This is a genomic window from Roseateles sp. P5_B10 (genome assembly GCF_056400485.1).
This window is the reverse complement of the sequence record NZ_JBFULE010000965.1, coordinates 1-1,795: the sequence shown is the minus strand read 5'-3', so window position 1 is coordinate 1,795 and position 1,795 is coordinate 1. Positions and strand designations below refer to the sequence as shown.

Genomic DNA, 1,795 nt, shown 5'->3' with positions numbered 1-1,795 from the left:
GTTTGTCCTTCAGGCTCAGCAACGCTTCGTCCACCGCCACGAAGCTGAGCTTGCGCGCTACGGGCAGCCGCTTGCCATCTGCCGTCGCGACGTGGATGCGGACCCGGGCGGTGTCGCCGGGCTGGTAGCGCGGGCGGTCGGGCATGAGGCTGACCCGCAGCGCATGGGCCTCGGCGGACACCATCAGTTCGGCGATGCCCGTGGCCACGGCCGCCGGCAGCGCCCCCGCCTCGGCATCCAGCGCCAGCAGCGAGACCGACACATTGCCCGCCCACTCGCGGCGAATGCGCAGCGGGATGCGGGCCTGCGCCGCGTCCAGCGTGAGCACGCGGGACTCCAGGACGCCCCGGCGCTCCATCGTCAGCCACACGCGCGACCGCTTGAAGGGGCTGGAGACCGCGATGCTGGCCATCTCACCCTCGCGATACAGCGCCTTGTCGGTGTCCACGAACAGCGGGCCAGCCAGCAGGTGCTGCTGCTGCACAAAGGCGGGCTCGCCACGGGCGGCGGCCACCTTGCCGTCCACGTCTGCTGAGGTCGCCTCGAACTGGTACCGCCCGGCCTTGCGGGGCACGAAGCCGCACACCAGCTCGCCCTTGTCATCGGTCAGGCCCTGGCAGACCTCGCCCAGCTCCTCGACGGGGCCGGAGCCGTAGCCGTCCTTGCGCTTGGCGCTCACGCTGACGTGCTGCCGGCTGCGCCGCGCTCCGCTGTCGTCGAGCACCAGGCTTTGCACTTCCAGCGGCCGCAGGATCGCGACCGAGCCTCTCGTGCGGACGCCGACCGTCAGCAGGCTGGGCAGCACGTCAAAGCCCTGCGACACGGTCTGGGCCTCGCCGTTGGGGTCCTGGTAGCTCAGTTCGGCACGCAGCACATAGGGCCGTGCGCGCCGGGGCAGCGCGGGCAGCGTGGCCTGCGCATGGCCCTGGGCATCGAGCTGCAACGACTGCGTGTCCAGCAGCAGCTGGGCCGGCTCAGGCTCCGCTGCGGCCGGTTCGTCGAGGAAGGCCGGCATGTCCGTGTAGCCATCGAGCAGATCGGGCCTGCGGTATCCCTGCGCCTGGGCATAGACCCTCAGCGTGACGGGCCAGTGCTGCGCCGCGCCGCCGTCGGCGTGATGCAGGCCCAGCTGGAGCGTCGGTGCCGCGCCGAAGGTCAGCCGTGGCGCCTGGATGGCGCCCAGCATGCCGGGCAGGCGAAAGGCTTCGACGGCGAATTGCGCCGTGTCGTGGTCGGTAACGTTCGACGACGAACCCTCGCCGAGCTTCAGAACCACCCCGTAGCTACCCAAGGGCGCGTCACTGGGCAGCTCTAAGCGGGAGAGCCCTTCGCCGTGCGCGATCTCCTCTAGCGGGACGGTCCATTTCTTGCCCGATCCGTGATGAACAATCGTCGCCTCGCGGGGAAGCTCGCCTGCGGCCAGCCCGGCCTCGGTCTCCCGACGCACCACATGCCGCATCGACACCGTCTCGCCCGGCTTGAACAGGCTGCGGTCCAGCACGGTATGCGCCCGGATGAATGAGCTGCCCCAGGTTCGGTGGACGCCGTAGCTGGCGGCGTCGAGCAGGCCCGTCCAGCGGCTGCTGGCGACCGAGACATCCCGCTCGCCGTCGGGCCAGGTGTGCCGGGCGATGACCGTCACGCCGGCACCGAGGAGGTCGTTGCAACGGGCGAGCGCGCTGCGGTCGATGGACGCCAGGCCGTCCGCATCGCTGCGGCCCTGCCAGACGAGCGTGCCGCGGCAGTCATAGGCCCGGAGGTCCACCGCAGCGACCGGGGCACCACCGTCCAGCTG

At 71.0% G+C, this 1,795-nt stretch carries 1 protein-coding gene; it reads right to left on the bottom strand.

The genetic code is table 11. The features are described 5' to 3' along the window. On the bottom strand, positions 1 to 1,795 hold a 1,795-nt coding region (locus AC1DU6_RS29805), incomplete at both ends, for an MG2 domain-containing protein (protein ID WP_477861631.1).